The 21,789-nt window shown below is 33.5% G+C and carries 23 protein-coding genes; 21 read left to right on the top strand and 2 right to left on the bottom strand.

Annotation, left to right across the window (positions count from 1 at the left end; translation table 11 throughout):
- Nucleotides 1–54: 54 nt before the first annotated feature.
- The gene (locus TS1_RS05925) at nucleotides 55–936 is read left to right on the top strand and encodes an NAD(P)-dependent oxidoreductase (protein WP_068708786.1); all 882 of its coding nucleotides are present in this window, start codon (nucleotides 55–57) and stop codon (nucleotides 934–936) included.
- Between the two features lie 226 nt (nucleotides 937–1,162).
- Here TS1_RS05925 and TS1_RS05920 read toward each other — a convergent pair whose 3' ends face one another.
- Nucleotides 1,163–1,927: a MurR/RpiR family transcriptional regulator gene (locus TS1_RS05920; RefSeq protein WP_068708784.1), complete on the bottom strand. Its 765-nt coding sequence runs from the start codon at nucleotides 1,925–1,927 to the stop codon at nucleotides 1,163–1,165.
- A gap of 242 nt (nucleotides 1,928–2,169) precedes the next feature.
- Between TS1_RS05920 and TS1_RS05915 the strand changes: the two genes are divergently transcribed.
- From TS1_RS05915 to TS1_RS05865, 13 genes are all read left to right on the top strand, one after another.
- Nucleotides 2,170–3,630, top strand: coding sequence for a glycoside hydrolase family 1 protein (locus TS1_RS05915; protein WP_068708805.1), 1,461 nt, complete (start codon nucleotides 2,170–2,172; stop codon nucleotides 3,628–3,630).
- A gap of 1 nt (nucleotide 3,631) precedes the next feature.
- Entirely contained in the window at nucleotides 3,632–5,053 is a 1,422-nt protein-coding gene (locus tag TS1_RS05910) for a PTS transporter subunit EIIC (protein WP_068708782.1), read from the top strand.
- Nucleotides 5,054–5,165: 112 nt separating this feature from the next.
- Nucleotides 5,166–5,300 carry a hypothetical protein gene (locus TS1_RS12800; protein WP_281177362.1) on the top strand — a complete coding sequence of 45 codons (135 nt, stop codon included), beginning with the start codon at nucleotides 5,166–5,168 and terminating at the stop codon, nucleotides 5,298–5,300.
- 103 nt (nucleotides 5,301–5,403) lie between these two features.
- Entirely contained in the window at nucleotides 5,404–5,526 is a 123-nt protein-coding gene (locus TS1_RS12795) for a hypothetical protein (protein WP_281177361.1), read from the top strand.
- 137 nt (nucleotides 5,527–5,663) lie between these two features.
- A complete protein-coding gene (relB, locus tag TS1_RS05905) occupies nucleotides 5,664–5,882 on the top strand; it encodes a type II toxin-antitoxin system RelB family antitoxin (protein WP_068708780.1) in 219 nt (72 codons plus the stop codon).
- On the top strand, nucleotides 5,879–6,151 hold the full coding sequence (locus TS1_RS05900) for a type II toxin-antitoxin system RelE family toxin (RefSeq protein WP_068708778.1): 273 nt from the start codon (nucleotides 5,879–5,881) through the stop codon (nucleotides 6,149–6,151). The genes relB and TS1_RS05900 overlap by 4 nt, the downstream gene beginning before the upstream one ends.
- 478 nt (nucleotides 6,152–6,629) lie before the next feature.
- Nucleotides 6,630–7,961, top strand: coding sequence for a dihydrolipoyl dehydrogenase family protein (locus tag TS1_RS05895; protein ID WP_068708776.1), 1,332 nt, complete (start codon nucleotides 6,630–6,632; stop codon nucleotides 7,959–7,961).
- Between the two features lie 379 nt (nucleotides 7,962–8,340).
- Nucleotides 8,341–8,637 carry an ATP-binding protein gene (locus tag TS1_RS05890; RefSeq protein ID WP_068708774.1) on the top strand — a complete coding sequence of 99 codons (297 nt, stop codon included), beginning with the start codon at nucleotides 8,341–8,343 and terminating at the stop codon, nucleotides 8,635–8,637.
- 666 nt (nucleotides 8,638–9,303) lie between these two features.
- Nucleotides 9,304–9,681, top strand: a complete 378-nt coding sequence (locus TS1_RS05885; protein WP_068708772.1) for a PTS sugar transporter subunit IIA — start codon at nucleotides 9,304–9,306, stop codon at nucleotides 9,679–9,681.
- Between the two features lie 20 nt (nucleotides 9,682–9,701).
- A complete protein-coding gene (locus TS1_RS05880; protein ID WP_068708770.1) occupies nucleotides 9,702–10,169 on the top strand; it encodes a PTS system mannose/fructose/N-acetylgalactosamine-transporter subunit IIB in 468 nt (155 codons plus the stop codon).
- Nucleotides 10,170–10,227: 58 nt separating this feature from the next.
- A complete protein-coding gene (locus TS1_RS05875; protein WP_068708768.1) occupies nucleotides 10,228–11,802 on the top strand; it encodes a PTS system mannose/fructose/sorbose family transporter subunit IID in 1,575 nt (524 codons plus the stop codon).
- A 13-nt stretch (nucleotides 11,803–11,815) separates the two neighbouring features.
- Nucleotides 11,816–12,508, top strand: coding sequence for an N-acetylmannosamine-6-phosphate 2-epimerase (locus tag TS1_RS05870; RefSeq protein WP_068708766.1), 693 nt, complete (start codon nucleotides 11,816–11,818; stop codon nucleotides 12,506–12,508).
- 2 nt (nucleotides 12,509–12,510) lie between these two features.
- Nucleotides 12,511–13,362 carry a MurR/RpiR family transcriptional regulator gene (locus TS1_RS05865; RefSeq protein ID WP_068708765.1) on the top strand — a complete coding sequence of 284 codons (852 nt, stop codon included), beginning with the start codon at nucleotides 12,511–12,513 and terminating at the stop codon, nucleotides 13,360–13,362.
- A 118-nt stretch (nucleotides 13,363–13,480) separates the two neighbouring features.
- Here the strand turns inward: TS1_RS05865 and TS1_RS05860 are convergent, their stop codons facing one another.
- Nucleotides 13,481–14,464 carry a LacI family DNA-binding transcriptional regulator gene (locus TS1_RS05860; protein ID WP_068708763.1) on the bottom strand — a complete coding sequence of 328 codons (984 nt, stop codon included), beginning with the start codon at nucleotides 14,462–14,464 and terminating at the stop codon, nucleotides 13,481–13,483.
- A gap of 464 nt (nucleotides 14,465–14,928) precedes the next feature.
- Here TS1_RS05860 and TS1_RS05855 point away from each other — a divergent pair, with 464 nt between their 5' ends.
- The 7 genes from TS1_RS05855 to TS1_RS05825 all read left to right on the top strand — a co-directional run bounded on the left by TS1_RS05855 (nucleotide 14,929) and on the right by TS1_RS05825 (nucleotide 21,788).
- Entirely contained in the window at nucleotides 14,929–15,657 is a 729-nt protein-coding gene (locus TS1_RS05855; RefSeq protein ID WP_068708762.1) for a metallophosphoesterase family protein, read from the top strand.
- A gap of 463 nt (nucleotides 15,658–16,120) precedes the next feature.
- Nucleotides 16,121–17,872 (top strand): DUF2075 domain-containing protein, encoded by a 1,752-nt coding sequence (locus tag TS1_RS05850; RefSeq protein ID WP_068708759.1) that lies wholly within the window; start codon nucleotides 16,121–16,123, stop codon nucleotides 17,870–17,872.
- Entirely contained in the window at nucleotides 17,865–18,203 is a 339-nt protein-coding gene (locus TS1_RS05845) for a nucleotide pyrophosphohydrolase (protein WP_068708757.1), read from the top strand. The genes TS1_RS05850 and TS1_RS05845 overlap by 8 nt, the downstream gene beginning before the upstream one ends.
- Nucleotides 18,204–18,339: 136 nt before the next feature.
- Nucleotides 18,340–18,843 (top strand): hypothetical protein, encoded by a 504-nt coding sequence (locus TS1_RS05840; protein ID WP_068708755.1) that lies wholly within the window; start codon nucleotides 18,340–18,342, stop codon nucleotides 18,841–18,843.
- A 21-nt stretch (nucleotides 18,844–18,864) separates the two neighbouring features.
- On the top strand, nucleotides 18,865–19,056 hold the full coding sequence (locus TS1_RS05835) for a hypothetical protein (protein ID WP_068708754.1): 192 nt from the start codon (nucleotides 18,865–18,867) through the stop codon (nucleotides 19,054–19,056).
- A gap of 175 nt (nucleotides 19,057–19,231) precedes the next feature.
- Complete coding sequence (locus TS1_RS05830) at nucleotides 19,232–19,561, top strand: hypothetical protein (RefSeq protein ID WP_068708753.1); 330 nt, start codon at nucleotides 19,232–19,234, stop codon at nucleotides 19,559–19,561.
- A gap of 307 nt (nucleotides 19,562–19,868) precedes the next feature.
- Nucleotides 19,869–21,788 carry a BglG family transcription antiterminator gene (locus tag TS1_RS05825; protein WP_068708752.1) on the top strand — a complete coding sequence of 640 codons (1,920 nt, stop codon included), beginning with the start codon at nucleotides 19,869–19,871 and terminating at the stop codon, nucleotides 21,786–21,788.
- The last annotated feature ends 1 nt before the right edge of the window (nucleotide 21,789 follow it).

The following is a 21,789-nucleotide window of genomic DNA, read 5'->3' as shown; positions in this document are numbered from 1 at the left end:
TGCTATTTATTATAACGTAAAATTGTAGAAAAATTTTGTATAGGAGGTATTTAAATGGCTGAAACAAGGAATATCAAAACAGTTGCAGTATTAGGTACAGGGATTATGGGTGCACCAATGGCTAGAAACTTGCAGAAAAATGGTTTTGAAGTCCATGCATGGAATCGAACTCGAGCAAAAGCAGAAGCTCTGCAATCAGATGGCGTTACGGTGTATGACACACCCCAAGAAGCAGTTAAAGACGTAGATGCTGTCATTACAGTTTTAAAAGATGCAGCTGCTGTATTAGAAACGATGCAATCAGCTCAAGAAGAACTTGCAAAAGGAACGATTTGGATACAAATGACCACTGTAGGTAAAAAAATAGATGTCATTATTCAATTTGCGAATGATCATGCGCTTACTTTTTTTGACGCACCTGTGCAAGGAACCAAGGCACCGGCGGAAAGTGGCGAACTTACGATTATGCCTTCAGGATCTAGTGATTATAAAGAGGTACTTGCGCCTATTTTTGACACTATTGGTAAAAAAGCGATTTGGGTGTCTGAAGAGCCCGGAAAAAGTAGCCGTTTAAAGCTTGCTTTAAATAGTTGGGTATTTGCTTTAACTCATGGCGTAGCAGAAAGCTTAACAATTGCAAAAGAACTAGGGGTAGATCCACAACTTGTCATGGACGTGATTACCGGTGGACCAATGGATACACCTTATTTTCAGCAAAAAGGAAAGGCCATTTTAAACGATGATTACACTGCTAGCTTTGCGATAAAAAACGCTGTCAAAGACGCGCAGTTAATTGTAGATGCTATCGAAGATGAAGACCTACAAATTGATATTACCCCTGCAGGATTACGAAGATTCCAACGTGCACTAGATGAAGGCTACGGAGATAAAGATATCGCGGCTTCTGGTTTAGCAGGGAAAAAAGGAGATAAATGAGATGAATAAAAGCAGCTAGATATTGAACCGACCCCCAAAGGTTAAACCAAAAATCTAACTTTTAGGGGTCACTTCATATCGTACTGGCTTTTTCTGTATTTAAAAGGTAGATAGGATATGGAAGTATTTATTATCGGCTTTGGTATTTTTGTTACTAATAAAGTTCTGTGAGATGGTGGAATTTCATCATTTCACAGAACTTTTTTATCTATAAATATTCTATTTTTTATTGATTTTGTTGATAGGAGACAGCATTATACAATAGGTCGTTAAAGACAAATAATAACATGTGATTGCTAAGATAATAAGGATTATAGTGACTTACGTTAGGCAAAATAAATTGTTGTTCCACTTTGAGGTTTAGGTTTCTTGCAGTTGTAATTAAAATAACGTGGGATTTTTTATTTATTGCGCTTTGTAATATTGCATTGGTAGCGTAACTTTTGCCACTAACAGAATAGACAATGACAAGGTCTTGTTCATTAAAAGCAAAATCAAGTTCTTTTGATAAATAGATATAATCTATGAATTGCCCATAAATTCCTAAGTCTTGCAGGTGGTATTTTAATTGTAAAGCGACTGGTAGTGATTTTCCTGTTCCAACGATTTTTATGGAAGGATTTGTGATTATTTTTTGAGCAAATTTATAGATATCAGCATCTGAAAAGGTGTTTAGAGAAACCATTTCGTCGAGCTTCTCTTGATAAGCGCTTGTCATATTTGATAACAAACTTGTTTTTTGCGAGTCGATTGTGTGAGTCGAAGCTAAATATTTTTTGAATTCGTATTTTAATTCTGTATAACCATCAAAACCTAGTCGCTGACAAAATCGTGTAATAGAATTGCGTGAAACATTAAAGCTGGCAGCTAAATTTGTGATATTTTTTTCTAAAATATGGTTAGGGAATTCTAGAAAGTTGTCGGCGACAGTTTTTTCTTGCGGTGTGAATTCATCATAATGTGTTCGAACTAATTGGCGAAAATCAAACAAAAATAAGCCTCCTTTGTGATTTTATTGTTAACAGTATAGCATAATTTTCTAAAAATAGATGTTAAATAAGCAATTGCACAAAACCATAATTATTTTTTGGTCTGTTGCACAGAAGGAAAGAAAAAGCTATAATAAGACACAATGAAAGCGCAATTAAAAAATTTACAAATCTATTTAACAAATTTACATGATTTTAATAAGGCATTGCTATTATTTTGATAGAAGGGGGATATAAATTGAATATGGATAAACTATTTCCAACCAATTTTTTGTGGGGTGGAGCAATTTCTGCCAACCAATCGGAAGGAGCTTGGAATCAATATGGTAAAGGGCCTTCTGTCGCAGATGTTATGAAATGCCGAAGTCAATTGAATTTAAAAGAATACACAGATGCTAAAACGTGGAAGCAAATCGTAAAAGATGTAAAAAATCCTGAAGATACGCTATTTCCAAAACGACAAGGAATCGATTTTTATCATCATTATAAAGAGGATATTCAACTTTTAGCGGAAATGGGCATTCGTGTATTTCGTACTTCGATTTCTTGGGCACGAATTTTTCCTAAAGGAGACGAAGAAAAGCCGAACCAAGAAGGGTTAGATTTTTACCGATCAGTTTTTGAAGAATGTCAAAAACACAACATTCAACCCTTAGTGACTCTATCTCACTATGAAATGCCATTAGGACTAGTTGAAAATTATGGCGGTTGGCAAAGTCGTAAAGTAGGGGACCTTTTTGTTAAATTTTCAAAAACCGTTATTAAAGAATTTCATGAATTAGTTCCTTATTGGATTACCTTTAATGAAATTGATAGTGTGTTGCGCCATCCTTTTGTTAGTGCAGGGCTAACAGAAGAAAATCGTAGTCAAAAACAGATGTTGCAAGCAATGCATTATCAATATGTGGCTAGCGCTAAAGTTGTTAGTTTTGCTCATCGATTGGATGAACATTTGCAGATGGGATGTATGTTGACTGGGTTGACAGTGTATCCTTATTCTTGTCGTCCAGAAGATAACTATCTCGCACAGCAAATGCGGCATTATATGTATTTATCTGGCGATGTCCAGATCAGGGGACATTATCCTAAACCTTTTTCAAAAAAATTAAAGGAAGAATTACAAATCGATTTTTCTGAAGAAGATGAGCGAATTTTAGCGGATAGTCATTGTGATTTCTTAGCTTTTAGCTACTACATGTCAATCACACAAGGAATAGAAGACGGAACAGAGAAAACAGCCGGGAACACCATTACGAGCATGAAAAATCCCTATCTAGAATCAAGTGAATGGGGCTGGCAAATTGACCCTCTGGGACTGCGGATTTTGTGTCAAGATCTTTGTAACCGCTTCGAAGTTCCATTGATGATTGTGGAAAACGGTTTTGGTGCAAAAGATACATTAACTAAAAAAGGTCAAATTGACGATGATTATCGTATTGATTATCATGAAAAGCATTTATACCAACTGGCGAAATCTATTCAGGAAGACCATGTTGAAGTTATAGGTTACCTAACTTGGGGCTTGATTGATATCGTTAGTTCTTCTTCAGCAGAAATGGAGAAAAGATATGGTTTTATTCATGTGGATTTAGATAACGAAGGACAAGGAACATTAAAGAGAACCCGTAAAAAAAGCTTTTATTGGTATAAAGAAGTCATTGCCACACAAGGAAAAAATTTAACCAATGGAGAAAGAGGTTCATAATATGAAAGAACAAACTTTGGCAGAACAAATTTTACAAGCGGTGGGCGGTGCAGAAAATGTAAAACAATCCTGGAATTGCGCCACCCGTTTACGAATAATTCCTTATGATGAAAATAAGATTGATGAAAAGGCGATTAAAAATATAGAAGGTGTGATGGGCCTTGTTCATCAGGGAGAACAATATCAAATTGTGATCGGTAATTCCGTCAATATTGTCTATGAAGCTTTTCAAAAATTGCTGGATCGACAAGAAAGCAAGTCGGATAATGATAACATAAACGCAGAACAGGGAAGCAAAAAACAGAAGGTTAATATTATCTCTAAGATTCTTAATGCAATTGTTGGCAGTATTACACCTATGATTCCAGTGCTGGTTGCTGGCGGAATGGGAAAATGTGTTGTATTACTTCTCAATATGGCGGGGATCTTGCCCGAAGCTTCGACTACTTATCAGATTCTTTTCTTTGTTTTTGACTCAGCTTTTTATTTTTTGCCTGTATTTGTGGCAATGTCAGCTGCAAGGCATTTTGAAACCAATATTTACTTAGCCGCGCTTGTAGGGTGTACTTTAATTAATCCTAGCTTTATAGAGATGGTGGAAAGTGGAACAGATATTAGCTTTCTTGCTGTTCCTGTCTTAGGCTTTTCTTATGCCAGTACAATCATCCCTTCGATTGTGGCTATTTGGATCTTGTCTTATGTTGATCGTTTTTTCAACAAACATCTTTGGGTCTCGGTGCGACGTTTTTTAGCTCCATTGTTAAGTATTTTTATTGTGGTTCCTTTAACGATTGTCATTATCGGTCCTGCTATGATGTATGTTTCTCAAGGAATTTCAGAAGTCATATTTTATTTGAGTGATAAGCTCGGCTTCTTGTCCATAGCCATCTTTTCTTTGATTTATCCTTGGATTGTTACTACAGGAATGCATTCTGCTCTTGCTGTGGCAGGATTAGATTTAATCAATAAAAATGGATTTGACCCATTTACACGTGTATTGACTTTGATGCACAATATTACCCAAGCGTCTGCTACTTTTGCGATTGCATTAAGAACAAAAAATCCTGTTTTTAAAGGGACAGCAGTTTCTGCTAGCTTGACGGCTTTACTTGCTGGTATTACTGAACCATGCTTATATGGGGTTACATTGAAATTACGTAAACCTATGTACGCGTGTATGATTGGTGGATTTAGCGGCGGGCTTTACGCTGGAATTACAGGAGTTAATGCGTATATATTTTTAACGCCAGGTTTGGTTTCTTTACCAATGTGGATCAATCCAGCTGATACTGGAAATTTAGCTAACCTTTGGAATGCGGTTATCGCGATGATTATTGCTGCTGTTGTTACCTTTATCGCTACTTGGGTCATTGGGTTTGAGGATGTTCCTGTGAAAAAGGAAGAAACAGTTGAAGCAGTTTAATATGGACAAACTCACTTTGTTTTTTGTGAAGTGAGTTTATTTTTTCGCCTAAAAAAGAAAATTATACTTTATGTATAATTCATGACATAATAATTAAAAGAGGTGAGCAATCATGGGAGTTATGGGAAAGCACAGAGAAACTAAAAAACAGGGAGATACTAAAAGGATCACTATTGAAGATGTGGTAGAAGATAAAAAAGACTTGTTAGAAGACCTAGTAGGTATTGTTAGTTTACCTGGGATCTAGATGTAAAAATGGAGAGAGCGGAGAGAAAGCAGGAACAACAGGTGAAAAATGTGCGGTACTATTGATATTAAAGTAATATTGGATGTACTTTTCGAAGATAACTTTGATTATAGCCACGGCAAATCGTAACGGTGTAGAAAGCATTGTTACTAGAAATATTGATGACTATCTTAACAGTGGATTAGTCGTTTATACACCTGAAGAATTAATTTATAAGTTTAAATAATATGTTTTTTAGAGTGTGCGATCATTCGAATAAAGCATATTATTTTAGTTATATTTTGCGAAAGGTTTAGTTAAGATAAACAGTAGACTTCAATCGAAGCCTATTCTGTGTTATAAACTGTTTAGGAGGTGTTAGTTATGACTGTAACTTCTTTACGTTTTAAAGATGAACAATATCGAGAAATTAAAGAATTAGCTGAATTTGAAGGCGTTTCTGTAACAACTTTTATGAGACAAACAATTTTAGATCGGTTACAAGATGAGGATGATTATTATGAGGCAGCACAAAATTTAGAAGAAAGTAATGGCGAAACAGTATCTAGAGACGAGATTAGACGCCGGTTGGGGATAGTTTGAAGACATATACTTGGAAATTTGCTAAAAAAGCAGATAAAGAATTTAATAAGTTAGATCCACAAATCCAACGACGGTTAGTTAAATGGCTTGATGAGCATATAGAAGGGTCTAATAATTCTCGTTCTTGGGGGAAAGCTTTAGAAGGAGAATTAGGCACATTTTGGCGGTATAAGGTGGGTGGATATCGAATAATTGTAGATATACAAGATTCATCTTTTGTTGTCTTAGTTATAAAAACAGCTAAAAGTAATGACGTTTATAAGCGATAATAGAGGACTATTAACGGCTTACAGCTAGTTAATGTCCTATTTTTTTCGACTTTTTTCCTTCATTTAACAAAGCTTCCAAGCTTTGTGCGGGGATAATCAAGGTAAGTCAAGCAAAGGTCCCTTCATTTTACGAAAAATAAAGGGAGGTCAAGCGGACTTCCCCTTTTTCTAACTAAAAAGAAGGGAAGATTGAGAAAGAAACCTTCATTATTTTAAAAAAGAGGGGAGGTTTGACAAAGTTTCCTTTATTTAGAAAATTTTACAATAGAGTTTAAAGAAAAATAGCTAATAGGTGAGAATAAACGAATTTGAAAAATTATGATAAAATGAATGCGAGTGAGCCGTGGTATTGAAAAATTCGTAAAACGCTATAAGTAATTGAAAGCGTTACGACACCTTTATGTTGGAAAGAAGGGATACAAAAAAGAAAGTGACGAAAAAGTAAAGGGCAACTATTATTCTATAAGGAGTGAGATTGGTGGTAGAAAAATATGATACTGTTGTAATTGGAGCGGGTCCGGCTGGAACAGCAGCGGCTTCTTCTTTAAAAGCGCAAGGACAAAAGGTAGCTATTGTGGAAGAAGACCTATGGGGCGGCACTTGCCCTAATCGTGGTTGTGATCCTAAAAAAATCTTGTATACAGCAGTAGAAGCAAAAGAGCGCGCAGATCTTTTAGCAGACCAAGGGTTAAATACGCAAAATTCAATCAATTGGGCAGATTTAATGGCCAATAAGCGGGCTTATACGCAGCAGATCAGTCCAGGGACGCATAAAAGCTTGAAAAATAATGGCATTGAAACCCTCACTGGTCATGCACATTTTGTCGATCCACATACAATAAAAGTTGGGCAACAAACAATTGAAGCTCAAAATGTCGTTATCGCCACTGGCTTGCGTCCACGAATGTTAGATATCAAGGGCAAAGAATTTTTACAAACAAGCACAGACTTTTTAGATTTAGACGAAATGCCAGCAAGCATTACAATTTTAGGAGGCGGATATGTGGCTTTTGAACTTGCTGGAATCGCTGCTTCTGCCGGAGCTAAGGTCACTTTGATTCATCACAACAATCGTCCATTGAAGGCTTTTCCAGAAAAATTAGTGAAGAAACTTTGTGATCAGTTGTCTGAGAATGGCGTGGAGATCGTTTTTAATCAGGAAATCACGGAAATACAAAAGGACACTGAAGGCTATCGCGTGATAGGTAACGATTTTAACAGACAAACGGATGCGGTCTTTGCGGCAGTTGGTCGAATAGCTAATGTGGATCAATTAGGGCTAGATCAAATAGGAGTTGACTATTCAACTAAGGGTGTTAAGGTGAACAATCATTTGCAATCAGATGTCTCTCATATTTATGCAGTCGGTGATTCAGCAGCTTCTCCAGCACCTAAATTGACACCTGCTGCAGGATATGAAGCAAACTATGTGGTTGGACAAATTTTAGGAGATCGTACAGAGATTGAATATCCATACATCCCAACCATTGTCTTTTCTTTGCCAAAAATGGCTCAAGTGGGTATAACGGTAAATCAAGCGCGAGAAGATATAGAGCGGTATGAAGTAAAAACTGTCGATATGAAGGATTGGATTACTTATAAAAGACAACATGAAAAACAAGTTTTAGTCCAACTGGTTATCGACCAAAAGCAAGATAAAGTAGTCGGTGCGTCTTGTTTGAGTATGGAAGCTGACGAGATGATTAATTATCTAGCGCTGTTGATTAAACATGGTTATTCAGCCAAAGAAGTTAGCCAAACGCTCTTTAATTATCCAACAACAGCAAGCGATATTCAGTATTTATATTGAGTTATTTGAAATAAATATATAGAAAAGGCAAAAATAGAGGGAGAGTTAGGAAACTTCCCTCTATTTTTTATAAATAAAAGAAACATCAACCAAATTTCCTTCATCTTTTTAATAATAAGGGTTGGTTTTCTAGCTCCTCCTCTTACTATTTTCAAAGATGTTGTTAGGTTTATGTTTATTTAGTATATTTTTTCAATTTTTGGAATCACAAAACTAGAAAAGATTTGAATTAATTCGAATGATATGGTAAAAGGTACTAAAGAATCGAATTAATTCGAAAAAAGATTTAGATATGAGACAAAAAATAGTTACCTTAATTTTGAAGATTTCCCTTTTGCTGTTCAATTAGAAGATGAAAAAACATTTGAAGATTATGTCGATGGTATTGTTAATTTTAGAAACAAAACGTGTAAACATTGGTAGTCGGTTAGAGGCTGTTGTATTTTTAGAGTTATTACGTCGAGATTATGAAATTTATGTAGGAACGATTGAAAATGCTGAAGTTGATTTCGTGGCAATTAAACAAGGCATTAAGGAGTATTATCAAGTTTCCTATACTGTGACTGACGATGAGACGTATAAGCGAGAAGTTTCTGCATTGAAGAAAATCAAAGATGATTACCGAAAAATTTTATTAACAGCTGACTCAGGCTATGCAAATGACGAAAGTGTTTAGCAAATTAATGTTATCCAATGGCTTTTGGGTGAAAAATAAGAAAACTCGCAAGTGTCTTATTTTTCTCGAATGAGGACAATTTTTTTGGTAGCACAATAGTAATCAAAGGTAATATACGTTGCCACTAGGATATTGGAAAAAACAAAGTTTGAAAGTAACTTCCAATAAATTTTGTTTCATTTATAAAAATAAAAGTAGGCTCATGATTGTATAACATAAGATAATTAAGTATTTAAGCTAAATTGAACTGTTGATTAAAGAAAAACTACAGAATAGGTACTCTCTTAGTCTTTTAGTGCGACCCACATTAAAGATAAAGGGGGCTTCCTTTTGTATTCCTACTAATGAAGGTTGATTTTTCTGGTATGTATCCTTAGATAATCCAACTAATAGGTTTGATCAGAATGACTAAAGCTGTAGTTAACTTTATAAAGATATTTTTTAGTTACGGAAATATCTATCTCCTTACTTCAAGTAATATTATCGATCAAGTTATTAATTATTTTTTTGCCTTTGATTAAATTTAATTTCATTAAATTATTAAATTATATTGAAATTGAATTTAATAAAGAATATACTAGATTTAACTAAAATTTGTTTGCATCATCAGTTTCAGAAAAATATTTATATTAGGAGGTTAATAATTTTGTTGAAGGGAGCGAGAAAATGAGGAAAATTATTTTAGTTGGACATGGCGATGGCTGCATTGGAATGAAAAAGTCTGCAGAAATGATATTGGGCAAGCAAGATCACTTAGTAGCGATTGCTTTAAAAGAAAGCGAAAGCTTGAACGATTATTTAAAAAAAGTGCAAACAAGTGTTGATGAGTATAAAAAAGAAGGTTATGACGAACTACTTTTGTTGGCCGATATTAAGGGCGGCACACCTGGAAATGTAGCAACTTTGTTAGGTAAACAACATGAATATATTCATGTTATTGCTGGTTATCATTTAGCTATGATATTAACAGCGTGTATTAATAACCAAATAAGTGGACATGATTTGCTGGAAGAGTCTAATCAGATGATTCAAAAAATTATTTAGAATGAGGAGGATTTTGTAAAATGAATATTGCAATTACTAGAATTGATGAAAGATTAATTCACGGACAAGTGGCTTATTCTTGGTCAGTTGAATACCAAGTGAATGAAATCGTCGTTGTCGATGACGAGATCGTTCATGACGACATGCAAAAAATGTTGCTAGAAATGGCTGCGCCAAAAGGAAAGAGCTTGCAAATACTATCCGTAGAACAAGCTGCTGATTATTTAAAAGGTTCTGAAAATAAAACAGTGTTTCTTGTAGTAAGAACACCTCAGACCATTTTAGATTTGGTTAATAAAGGTGTCCATTTTGATTCTATCAATATTGGTGGAATGTACTATAAAGAAGGAAAAGAACAGATTACAAAAACAGTATACGTGGATGATAGTGAAAAACAAATTTTTAAAGAACTAGCTTCAAAGGGTGTTTTACTGGACGTGCGGACGGCTCCTGGAGATAAATCAATTGATTTAACGACTAAAATCTAAATTGTAAGCGATTAAGATTTTTAATATATGGATGTAATAAATTTAAGGGGGAGGAAAAATGGGTATAACAGCTTCAATCTTATTAAGTATTTTTGTAGCCTTATTGATCACTGAAAATTATGGCTATGGACTATGGATGATTAGTCGTCCAATATTTGCCGGACCTTTAATTGGCTTAATTTTAGGTGATGTACAAACAGGTTTAACAGTGGGGGCAAGTGTCGAGTTGATGTTTATGGGCGTTCTTCCTATCGGAGGTTCCGTGCCGCCTAATGCTCAAATCGCTGGTATTATTGGGACGGTTTATGCTATTGAAGCTAATTCAACTTCCTTAGGTATTTCTTTAGCTTTACCTATTGGCATTTTGGCTCAATTTTTAATTATGCTCGCTTGGAATATTAATATTTACTTAGTTCATAAAGCGGATAAATCAATTAAAGAAGGAAATACTAGAAAAATAGAAGGCTTGCATTTAGCCGGTATTTTAGTCTTTTTCTTCGTCTTTTTTATCTCCTCATTTTTGGCTATTTATTTTGGTAGTGGATTTGTAAAAAGCATTAATGATGCTTTACCAAGTTGGATTTCAGGTGGCTTGGAGATTGCTTCAGGATTACTTCCTGCTATTGGGATGGCCATGTTGCTTAAGATGATGGACTTTAAAAAGTATTGGTCCTTCTTTTTAGTTGGTTTTGTCTTATCAGTTTACTTAGAGTTAGATGTTTTAGCGGTATCGTTGTTAGGTTTAGGAATTGCAGCGGGGATATCTGCGATCAGAAATCGAGATAATGATAATTCATTAACACCTGATCAAGAAGAAAATGATAATGGAGAAAAATTAATTCAAAAGAAAGACCTTTGGAAAATGTATGGCCGTTCGTTTTTCTCGATGGCGACTATTAATTACGAAAGGTATATCAGCCTAGGTTTTGATTATGCAATGGTTCCTATATTAAAACGTCTATACACGGATAAGGAAGAATATATTGATGCCTTGAACCGACATAATGAATTTTTCAATTGCCACCCTTATACGGCTAACATTGTTTTAGGCGTCTCCGCAGCTTTGGAAGAGCAAAAAGCAAAGGGAAGCGCGATTACTGATGAAACAATCGCATCTACCAAAACGGCTCTTATGGGACCTTTATCCGGGATTGGAGATTCTGTTTTTAAAGCCACATTTATGACAATTTTTGCAGCGATTGGGGCAGGTTTAGCGTTAAATGGGAACATTTTAGGTCCTGTTGTTTTCATTGTTCCCAATGTACTATTAAATGTTATCTCTCGTTATTTGGGGATTTTTTGGGGTTACAAATTTGGTGTCAAATTAATTACTAAAATGAAAAATTCTGATTTGATCCAAAATTTTGTCCAAGGAGCAACCATTGTTGGAATGATGGTTACGGGCTCTATGGTAGTTAATTTTGTAAAAATTGAACTTACAGCAAAATGGGTAAGCGCAGGAAAAGAAATCGTACTACAAGATTTATTAGAACAAATTTTTCCTAGTTTGTTGCCTTTAATTATTACATTGTTGTTCTATCAAGCCTTGATCAAAAATAAAAAAGCCATTTATTGGTTGATGTTGGTTTGTTTTGTAATTGGTTTAGCAGGTAAGTTTTTTGGAATTCTTTGAGGGAGATAGATTTATGTCACAAAATAATGTATTAGAAAAAATAAAAGGCGGACTGATCGTGTCTTGTCAAGCACGTAAAGGTTGGCCGATGTATGGAACAGAAATCATGGTGGCTTTTGCTAAAGCAGCCAAACAAGGTGGTGCATGTGGGATACGTGCAACTGAACCGCAAAATATCCAAGCGATTAAAAAAGCAGTTGATTTACCTATGATTGGAATTTTTAAGCAGTGGTATAACGATTATGAAGTCTACATTACGCCCACTTATGAAAGTGCTGCTGCCGTAATAGAAGCTGGTGCCGATATTGTTGCTATGGATGGAACGCAAAGAAAACGACCACAAGATGAAGCACTAGAAACGATCATCGAAAGAATACACAAAGGGTATCCAAAAATTTTAGTTATGGCAGATTGTGATCATCTCGAAAATGGAAAATATGCACAAGAATGTGGCGCAGATATTGTTTCCACCACGATGGCAGGTTATACTGAAGCTACAAATGAACAACAGTCGTTTAATCCAGATCTAGTTAAAAAATTAAAAGAGAACCTGTCAATCCCTATTATTGCTGAAGGGCATATTAGTAATATAGAAGAATTACACGCTGCCTATCAAAGTGGTGCAGATTCCGTAGTAATAGGCTCGGCTATTACTAGACCGGAAATTATAACAAAAAAATTAGTGGACTCATTACTGGAGGAATAGATTTGTCTTTAACAGAAAACCTGAGATCGCAAAGCAATTTTACAGAGATCGAACGAAATATTGCCGATTATGCGTTAAATAATATGAAAAAAGTTTCGCGCATGACTATTAAAGAGTTTGCGAATGCTGCTGGGGTGAGTGAGGCAAGTGTAGTCCGTTTTTGTAAAAATATAGGGGTTAAAGGTTTTCGGGAATTTAAACTGGTTTTAAATCAAGAGTTAGTTTTAAGGGGTAAGGACAGTGATTTTAACATTGTAAAGAAACATCGTAAAGAAGAATTAACCAGTCAAGATATTTTATTTAATACGCTTGAATTAGATCGTTTAGCTGTTGATCAATTATTTAACACGCTGGATACAAAAAGCGTGGAACAAGCGGTAAAGAGAATTGCTAAAAGTAATATAGTTGTTGTATATGGTGCCGGAGCCTCATCGATGGTGGCAGAAGATTTAACTCACAAATTTACCAAATTAGGATTATCAACTTTTTTTAATCGTGATTTTCATTATATGTTGTCTATTGTGCTGAACATGCAAGAAGGGGATACTTTTATTGCAATCTCAACCACAGGCCAAACACAAGAAGTATTGGAATTATCAGAACTTGCAAAGAAGAGAAAAGGAACAGTTATTTCGATAACAACTTTGCAAAAATCAAAATTAGTAAAACAGTCAGACATACTATTAAGTACACCTGTTTTGGAAGAATACTTTCGTGTGGCTAACTTAGCTACTAGAATTTCTCAGTTGGTGGTTGTTGACGTATTGTATATGAATCTTTATGAAAAGTTTGATGAAGAAGTTACACCTAAGCTTTTTGAGCTGCGTGACGCAGTAAAGAAGTATCGCAATTAAGTATGAAGAGAAATTTTATATTTATGTTGTTCAAAAGTAGTTTTCAAATGATATACGCAATCCGTAAAAGAAGGATTTTTCTTACGGATTGCGTATATTTTACTTAATAAAAATCTTTCTAAACCGTTTTGCCACTTAAAACTTTAACAGGCAATTTATAGGTCTCTTCTAGAAAGATATCAGGTTGATTGATTCGTTGTATTAGTAAGTCAACTAAAAGATCACTGAATTCCTGAATAGGTTGTGCAATCGTTGTTAAATCAGGAAAATAGTTTTGCATAAATTGAGTACCGTCATAACCAATAACCTTTAATTGATCAGGTACATCAATCCCTAATTCGCGACAATTATTAATTACTAAAATAGCAGTTAAATCATCTGTACAGAATAAGCTATCAATAGTTTCTCTTTCCAAAATTTGTCTAATTTTTAAGTTTTTCAACGTTAGAGAACTTTCAAAAGGAGCAAAGTGAAAAACAAGCGGCGTTAATTCAACTTCTTTTAAAAAAGCAAAATAACCATTTAAGCGATCATTCGTTGGAGAATTCGATCCGTGGCTACCTGTAATGATGCCGATTTTTCTTCCTCCATTTTTATAAAGTGTTTTTGTTGCTTTATATCCACCTTGATAATTATCACTTCCTACAATAGGGATACCATCAGCTAGGTAACGGTCAAATGAAATAATAGGAGATTCAATGGTTTGATATTCTTTAATCCCTAAATTGTGCGCTCCAGCGATAATCCCATCTACTTTATTTGCAGCTAACATTTTTAAGTAATTACGTTCTTTTTCTTTATTTTGGGCACTGTCACAAAGAATAGATTTATATCCATGCGCAAAAAGTTTTGTCTCTAATTGTTCCACAAGTTCACCAAAAAAAGGATGAGCAATCGTTGGGAAAATAAGTCCGATTAATTGAGTATGTTTCCCTTGTAAAGAACGAGCAAGGGAATTAGGCTGGTAATTTAATTCTTCCATTGCAGCATGAACTTTATCAATTGTTTTTTGACTTAGTGAACCATAATTGTTAATTACTCGTGAAACCGTGGTTGAAGAGACACCAGCTTTTTTAGCTACGTCTGTGAGCTTGATTGTCAATTTTTATTCTCCTTTTTATTTTTAAACGTAAGGATTCTCATTAAATTAATTTAATAGTGCAACAACAAATTTTATAACCTCAATGCAATTTAAAGATAGTGCAATATAGCAAATATGTCAAACGTAAACCATTTAAAATATATTGTTAAATACGGAATCTTAGGTATTGAATATTTATTTTTGATAAACCTTTGACAATAGTAATGAGGTATAGTATAAATATTTAAAACGCTTTCGCTTAATAGTGAAAAAATGAAGTAAAAAGAGGTTAAATCAAATGATGCAAAAAGTACAGCGTTTCGGATGATGCTTTCTTCAAAAGTGGCGGTGCCCATGGAATCGTTCGTAACGGAACCGCTATCCAAGTAATTGTAGGTTTAGATGTGCCAAAAGTAAGAGATTTCTTTGAGGAAATTGTTGAAGATGAAAGTAAATAAAATTGATTAATTTGTTAGAGGTGCAATATGAAAATACTTTTGATATCAGACATTCATAGTAATGCTGTATCTTTGCGTAAAATTTTAGAGAACGAAAAAGATGTAGACAAAATATTATGTGCAGGGGATCATGTAGATTATGGCCTGTATCCTAAAGAAGTACTAGAGTTGGTTAAAGCCTATAATATTATCAGTGTTAGAGGAAATCACGATGATCATATGATCAAAATTTGGGAACAAATAGAACAAGGTGTAAAGCAAGATGAATTTAAATGGGTTCATCACAACGCGGACCTTTTAAATAAGGAAGATATTGATTATTTGAAAGCTCTGCCTAAAACAATATCATTTGATTTAGGTAATATTGGATATATACTCCAGCATCAATGGAAAGAAAATTCCTATGAAACGATCCAAAGTGAATATCATTTTGATCAGTTTTGGAACGAACATTACACAGGAGAATTACAAGGGAATTTTGAAAAAAGAATTATCTTCGGACACACCCACAGACAAGGGATACATTATGTGGCAAAAGATAAGCTATGGTTGAACCCAGGGAGTATTTCTTATAGAAGACCAGACGATCCTACAAAAGAAGCTCATTATATGATATTGGAAGATGGCGATATCCAATTTAAACAAGTACCTTATGAAAAGGCTGAATTAATGAGGGAAGTAAACAAATGGCAAGGAATTATCAAACAAAAAGAGATAGATGTTGCATTGTTCTTTTTTGGGGAAGATGAGAGTTAAGCTAATCTAATATTATATAAAAAATATATCGTAAGGAGCAATGAATAATTATTGTTCCTTGCGTTTTTTTAAATAGTTTAAATCATAGTATTTATGCGAAATAAAGAATGAGACTTCTATTTAAAAGTAACTGGAAAATACGACCTAAAAACTACGAAGATATTTAATAGGAACTACTGTCTATTTTCTAAGAATGATAAAATTCATAACATAGTTTACTTTCCATTAAATATTATAAGTAGTCGGTAGTGAGTTGCTAAGGTGGTCGGAATTCAATTGTTAATGCTATCTAGACATCTCAAGAAATAGAATAATTGTTGACCTGTAAAGTTTGATACTAATTTTATAGATCCAGCCCATAAACTGTTTTTTTCAAAGATACGATTAGACTTATTTATTCCGGCACAAATTAATTTCTATGTTACAATAAAATAAATATTTTTATTTATTGGAGGAAATAGGTTTGGAAAATTTACCTTCGCCAATTGTATGTGAATTAGATTATAAAACAGATGCTATTTACAATATGGAAAAGAATCTGAATGAAAAGCAATTAAAATATATTTTAGAATACCCCACAGTATACATTGTAAATGATAAAGTTGGTACTCAACGTTTTTCGGTTTATATTGGCGAGACAACGAACATAAAGCGTCGGTCTTTTGAGCATCTTCAAAGTGATCCGATAGCTAGAAGTGATTGGAGAAAGTTAGCTGATTCGTCTACTGCAAAAATGTTTGTGATTGGCCATAATCACTTTAATAAGTCATTGACTTTAGATATAGAAAATAAACTGATGCAGTACATGTCAAGTGTAGGGATAGTTGATTCTGTGTATAATCGCCGTTATAATCAGCAAAATCAGTATTATACGTCTGATGAACTTGATAGCATCTTTTCGAAAATCTGGCGGAAATTACATAATAAAAATAAAGAACTGTTCCCAGTAGAAAGTGTCATAAGAGACTCAGCGATTTTTAAAGCTTCACCTTTTCATAAACTGACACAAGAACAGATGGATGCCAAAGAATTGATTATTATGAAAATTGAACAGGCACTGAATCGCCAAGAAGATAGCCAGTTAATTTTAGTACAAGGAGAAGCTGGATCTGGCAAAACGGTATTGATGAGTAGTCTATTTTATGAACTGCAAAATATTTCAAAAGAAAATGATAATGTTATTTTGCAAGGGTTAAGTTGTTATCTTTTGGTGAATCATGAAGAACAGGTGAAGGTTTATGAACAAATTGCAACTAAGCTAGGTATTCGAACCAAGTCAAATAAAGACGTAGTTTCAAAACCTACTCATTTTATTAATGTGAACGATCCTGAAGAAAAAATTGATGTGGTACTTATTGATGAAGCTCATTTACTCCTTACGCAGGGAAAGCAATCTTATAGAGGGAAAAACCATCTTAAAGATATTTTAGATAGAGCTAAGGTGGTTGTTGCTGTTTTTGATAAAAATCAAATTCTTACCACGGAACAGTATTGGGAAAGTAATGAATTACTTTCGATTGTACACAAGGTAAATTTACAAGGAAATTTGATAAATCTTGGCAACCAACTGAGGATTAATGCAGGTAAAGAAACCGTTGGCTGGATAAGAAATATTGTTGACAATCAACAGATTACTAATATTCCAACTGATACTACAGGTTATGATTTAGAAGTCTTTGCAGATGTAAAAAAGATGTACGAAGCTATACGAAAAAAAGCCGAAAATGAAGACTTTGGTATTTCTCGTATCCTAGCTACTTTTGATTGGCCCTATTCTAATCAAAATAAACCTAAAAATGATGAGTATTGGCGGGTAAAGATTGGAAAATGGAGTTTGCCTTGGAATTTGCAATTAAAACCTCCTAAGAGAACCCGGGTAAATAAACAACTTTCATGGGCTGAACAAAGTCAGACAATTAACGAAGTAGGATCAACATATACAATTCAAGGCTTCGATTTAAATTATGCAGCAATCATTATTGGACCATCTGTAAAATATAGAGATGGAAAAGTTATTTTTGACAAAAAGGCTAGTAAAAATAAAAAGGCTACCCAAAAACGGGGTGGCAAAAAAGATGTAGCAGAAGATTTATTAAAAAATGAACTGAACGTTTTGTTAACCAGGGGTGTCAACGGTCTATATATTTATGCAGTTGATGATGAACTTCAAAATATGTTGCTGAAAGCTCAGAGAGGAGAGCTGAAAAATGAATGAACTGAATGAACTGATTAAAAAAATAAATAAATTTAGAGATGAAAGGAATTGGCGTCAATTTCATAATGAAAAGGACTTAGCAATTTCTATTTCTTTAGAGGCTTCTGAATTGTTAGAACTTTTTCAATGGAAAACTTCTACTGAAGTAAAAGAAAAAAAGTTAGGCAGAATAAAAGAGGAATTAGCAGACGTATTGATTTATTCATATATGATGGCAGATAACTTAGACTTAAATGTAGAAGAAATTATTGCTGAAAAATTAAAACTGAATGAAGAAAAATATCCAATCAATAAAGCCAAAGATAAAAATGACAAATATACAGAGTTATAGCTTTGTAACTAGTGTATTTAATAATAAAATAATGAACAACTTACAAAATGTTGAAAGAAGTCATATAAAATTTTAATGAGAAAGTGGGAGTTAAAATGGATGATTTGTTTATGTTGTTATTGTTGGTAAGTTTTATTTGTTTGTTACTAGGGTGCTACCGTGTAGTAAGAGGGATTATAAAAAAGATGGAAAGTATCCTAATAATAAACGATTAATTGTTTGTTCTTTATTAGCTGGTGTTATTGCTTTTACTGGAGTCGGAATTACTGCTCCCGAAGAGATGGAAACTAGTTCCGCTGAAAAAGCAATAGAAACTACAACAATAAGTACCCAGTCTTCTTCAGAAGTACAGGCTTCAAAAGAGAAGGAGGAGAAGAAAAAAGAGGAAGAAGAAAAACAGAAGAAACTAGCTAAAGAGAAGAAGAAAAAAGAGGAAGAGAAGCAACGAATTGAAGCGCGACAACGCGAGGAGGAACAATTTCAACAAGCTCAACAGCAGGATGATGTTGGGGAGATGGTTTATGTGACTCCAACTGGAGAAAAGTATCATACTCATCCTCATGGAAACGGTGATTTTTCTCAAACTACTTTAGAAAATGCACAATCAATGGGATTGGAGCCTTGCAAGGTTTGCTACTAAACAAATATCAGGGGTGTTAATATGAAATTTGGTATAAGAAAGCCGAGTATTAAAAAATCGATTTCTTCAAGAACCGTTGGTAAATCAAAGCGTAAAATAAAAAAATCTCTTTCACCTACATACAGTAAAAAAGGTACAGGTACTTTGAAAAAACCTTCTCGTTCTACAAAAAATAAGATTTATAACAAGACGACAAGAGGACTTTTTAAATAGAGAATGGATTAATATTGAGTAATACAGAAAAGAGATTTACAATGAAAAAGTTTACTAAAGGGCGATTATTAGGAACGTTAAGTTTATCGTTTTTAGATGTAGTGCAAGTATTTCAGAAGAGGACTTAAAAGCTAACGATTGGTCTAACGAACCTGAGGAAGAAGATGTTCCTAATATGGTTACCTCTTTTTCTGATCATGTCATGTCGTTAAAAGTTGATGTGGATAGTATAGAGTCAACGGCTACGGACGAATGGGAACAAATGGGAGAAGAATTTGCTAAAGAGCTATCTAGTGAAATGAATTTTAAATTTGAATATATACTAGACGATGGTCAAATTACGCTGCAAGACACAGATAATGAAGATGAAAAAAATACTTATGAAGTTTCTGAAGAAGATAATAATGTGATTTTTACGCCAATGGATGACTCAGATGAAGATGTTGAAACCATAACGTTGCAACCAAAGGAAAATGAGAAGCAAATATTTTTATGTATAAAATAAGGAGAAAAACCGATAAGTTATATACTTAAATTTTTTGATAGTATTAATTGTTTTTAAGATATAAAATAAAAAGACGCTGAAAGTCTGTAATACACAAACTTTCAGTGTCTTTTTCATTTGTTAAAGCGGTTTTAACTTGATTCTTTTCGTTAAATAAGTCATAAATTGCAACAAGTAAACAATTCTCTGTTAATACTTGTTGCAAAGAAATGTAATATTCAAAAATAAGTTATCTGTCTATAATAAAAATGTATTCATGATAACGCTAACATAATTGAAGCTTTTTAAGATAGGATGTGCGTATCATATGTTAACGAAACGACAAAAAGATTTACTTGAATTATTAGAGTCTCAAGATGACTTTCTAACGGTGGAATTCATAGCTAACAAACTAGGAGTGTCAAAAAGAACGATTCATTCAGAATTAAAATTGTTAGAAGGATACATCCAAAGTTTAGGTAAATTTTTAGAAAAGAAGAGAGGTGTTGGAGTTGCACTTAGTGAGCTAAAAGAAACCCCTTTATCAAAAGAAGATGGTGAATTGTCGGCTGTCTATGATACTGTGACACGAAGAACTGAAATAATGAGGAAACTATTATTTGAAGAAACACCGGTAAGTTTTAATTTTTTGTCTGAAATTTATAGGGTAAGCAAAACTTCCATTATAAAAGATTTCGAATTTATTATGAAGATCCTTAAGGCAGGTTCTAATATCGAACTTAAAAGCGATATATATGGCACAAGAATATCTGGAAGTGAAATTGATATTCAAAAAGCATATTTACAGTTTAATCGCTACATAATAAGTAATTCGGCATTTTATTACGAAAACACAGTAACAAAAAAGTTAAATTTACTGACGTCATATTATGGTGAAAAGATTATTACTGTATGTACAAATATTTTATATAACTATGTACGAGACAATAGTAACGCGATTTCAGATTACTATGTGCAGAATGTGTTAAATATTTTTATCATTTTAGTCTTTCGTAATTTGAATGGATATCATATTCAAGAAAATACAGAAACAGAAAATTATGATTATACTTCATTTTTTGAAGAAAGTGCAGTCAAACTTTTGCATAAGGCTTCATTAAGATTAGACTTTTCCTATACTAATGAAGATGTCACATATTTTTCACAACATTTAATAACTAATAGATTTGAGCCTTTGCCAGAAGAAAATATTGATAGCACACTCGTTAATAATCTTTTGACTCAGGTCTCAAAAGCATTGAACATTGATTTTTCTAATGATAAAAAACTAGAAGAACAGCTAATAAATCACATACCACCAATGATTTATCGCTTACAAACTGATAATAAAACAGAAAACCCCTTTACTGAACAGATAAAAACAGAATTTCCATTAACCTTTAATGTAATTTGGCTTGTTCTTAGTGAATATGAAAGACAACTCGAAATTTCATTTAATGAAGACGAGATTGCTTTTCTTACAATTTATTTTCAGTCAGCAATTGAAAGGGCAAAAATAAACAGAAAAATATTGATAATTTGTCAAATGGGAATTGCAACATCGGAGCTTTTAATGAATCGAATTAAAAATATTGTACCGTCTTTTGACACAATAGAAGTTGCTTCGGTAGCAGAGTTGGGACACATTGATACGGATCAATTTGACCTAATTATTTCGACAATTAAAGTAGATATACCTGGAAAGAAAATCATACTTGTTTCACCATTTTTAACGGATACAGATATAGAGAGGATAAAAAATTCGGGTTATAGACTAAACAATATTGGTAAAGTGAATCCATTGGTCGACCAACATCACTTAAAGAAGTTTATCAGTTTGGAGTTTATTTTTGTTAATTCGACTTTTTCTTCTAAAGAAGAATTATTTGAAGTTATAGGTGAAAAGTTAATTAAAAAAGGAGTGGTAGAGCAGAAGTTTATTTCTGGACTTCTTCATAGAGAAAAATTAGGGGGGACGGATTTACCTTCTGGCGCAGCTGTGCCTCATGGAAATCCTAGATATGTTAATCAGACGAATGTGATAATCGTGAAAAATAAACAAAAGTTTAAATGGGATAAATATTATACAGATATTATATTTTTAATTTGTATTGCTCCACAAGATACTTTGGAAACTCGAAGAATCTTGTCGGATATTTATAACATAGTAAATAGTCCTAATATATTAAAACAAATCAGACAGAAATCTTCAAAAAAAGCTTTATTGAGGAATTTAGGGAGTGAATAAG

The organism is Tetragenococcus solitarius NBRC 100494 (genome assembly GCF_001544195.1).
Classification (GTDB): domain Bacteria; phylum Bacillota; class Bacilli; order Lactobacillales; family Enterococcaceae; genus Tetragenococcus; species Tetragenococcus solitarius.
This window is presented reverse-complemented; position numbering and strand designations above follow the sequence as displayed.

Excerpts from the sequence above, each read along its gene's own strand:
- TS1_RS05845 (WP_068708757.1), top strand. The coding sequence starts at position 17,865 with ATGAATGAACTGAATGAACTGATTAAAAAAATAAATAAATTTAGAGAT.
- TS1_RS05875 (WP_068708768.1), top strand. The coding sequence starts at position 10,228 with ATGGGTATAACAGCTTCAATCTTATTAAGTATTTTTGTAGCCTTATTG.
- TS1_RS05835 (WP_068708754.1), top strand. The coding sequence starts at position 18,865 with ATGAAATTTGGTATAAGAAAGCCGAGTATTAAAAAATCGATTTCTTCA.
- TS1_RS05855 (WP_068708762.1), top strand. The coding sequence starts at position 14,929 with ATGAAAATACTTTTGATATCAGACATTCATAGTAATGCTGTATCTTTG.
- TS1_RS12800 (WP_281177362.1), top strand. The coding sequence starts at position 5,166 with ATGGGAGTTATGGGAAAGCACAGAGAAACTAAAAAACAGGGAGATACT.
- TS1_RS05830 (WP_068708753.1), top strand. The coding sequence starts at position 19,232 with ATGGTTACCTCTTTTTCTGATCATGTCATGTCGTTAAAAGTTGATGTG.
- TS1_RS05890 (WP_068708774.1), top strand. The coding sequence starts at position 8,341 with ATGGTATTGTTAATTTTAGAAACAAAACGTGTAAACATTGGTAGTCGG.
- TS1_RS05880 (WP_068708770.1), top strand. The coding sequence starts at position 9,702 with ATGAATATTGCAATTACTAGAATTGATGAAAGATTAATTCACGGACAA.
- TS1_RS05870 (WP_068708766.1), top strand. The coding sequence starts at position 11,816 with ATGTCACAAAATAATGTATTAGAAAAAATAAAAGGCGGACTGATCGTG.
- TS1_RS05885 (WP_068708772.1), top strand. The coding sequence starts at position 9,304 with ATGAGGAAAATTATTTTAGTTGGACATGGCGATGGCTGCATTGGAATG.
- TS1_RS05825 (WP_068708752.1), top strand. The coding sequence starts at position 19,869 with ATGTTAACGAAACGACAAAAAGATTTACTTGAATTATTAGAGTCTCAA.
- TS1_RS05925 (WP_068708786.1), top strand. The coding sequence starts at position 55 with ATGGCTGAAACAAGGAATATCAAAACAGTTGCAGTATTAGGTACAGGG.
- relB (WP_068708780.1), top strand. The coding sequence starts at position 5,664 with ATGACTGTAACTTCTTTACGTTTTAAAGATGAACAATATCGAGAAATT.
- TS1_RS05915 (WP_068708805.1), top strand. The coding sequence starts at position 2,170 with ATGGATAAACTATTTCCAACCAATTTTTTGTGGGGTGGAGCAATTTCT.
- TS1_RS05910 (WP_068708782.1), top strand. The coding sequence starts at position 3,632 with ATGAAAGAACAAACTTTGGCAGAACAAATTTTACAAGCGGTGGGCGGT.